Below are 919 nucleotides of genomic sequence, written 5' to 3' on the forward strand. Positions count from 1 at the left end.
TCGCCGCGGCCACCGCCCGCGAGACCCCGCGCCGGCGTCCCTCCCGCCGCGATGGCTCCCGCTCCGGACTCGTCATCCGCCTCGTCGTCGCGATCGTCGCCTCGGCGATCGTGTTCTTCCCGCTGTACTGGATGCTCGTCATCGCCTTCTCGCCGCGCGGCGAGGTGTTCGCGCCCGGCCCGCCCCGCTTCTGGCCGAGCGAAATCTCGTTCGAGAACTTCGCGACGGTGTTCGCGCGATTCCCCGTGGGCGAGTGGTTCGTCAACTCGGTCGTGATCGGGGCGTTCGTCACGGTGTTCACCGTCGTGGTGAACCTTCTGGCCGGCTGGGGCTTCGCGCGGCTGCGCTTCCCGGGGCGGAACCTGCTGTTCCTGCTCGCACTGGCCACGATGATGATCCCGGTGCAGGCGATCATGGTCGCGCAGTTCAAGCTCGTGACCGGACTGCAGATCTACGGCACCTACTGGTCGGTGATCCTGCCCGGAGCGGCGGCGGCCTTCGGGATCTTCCTCGCCCGGCAGTTCTTCCTCTCCATCCCGGAGGAGCTGATCGAGGCGGCGCGGATCGACGGCGCCGGCCACCTGCGGGTGTTCCTGCAGATCGTGCTGCCGCTCTCGAAGCCGCTGATCGCCGTCCTGATCCTGCTGACTCTGCTCGGCAGCTGGAACGACTTCGCCTGGCCGCTGATCGCCCTGAAGGACAACGAGCTGTTCACGCTGCCGATCGGCCTGCTCTACCTCAAGGGCCAGTCGACGCCTGACTACAGCGCGAGCATGGCGCTGGCGCTGGTGTCGGTGCTGCCGATGGTGCTGCTGTTCCTGTGCTTCCAGCGCTACTTCGTGCAGGGGTTCGCGCGCAGCGGCATCCGGTGAGGTCGGGCGGCGGCACGGGCGGGGGCACGGGCGGAGTGGAGCGGTCG

Annotated in this window: 1 protein-coding gene; it reads left to right on the forward strand. The window is 68.8% G+C overall.

Features of this window, described 5'->3' with window-relative positions; translation table 11 throughout:
- Positions 1–872, forward strand: an 872-nt coding sequence (locus tag C5C50_RS16580) for a carbohydrate ABC transporter permease (RefSeq protein ID WP_308471845.1), incomplete at its 5' end; no start/stop codon positions are given.
- Positions 873–919: the final 47 nt, after the last annotated feature.

Source organism: Rathayibacter sp. AY1D9 (assembly GCF_002932395.1).
Classification (GTDB): domain Bacteria; phylum Actinomycetota; class Actinomycetes; order Actinomycetales; family Microbacteriaceae; genus Rathayibacter.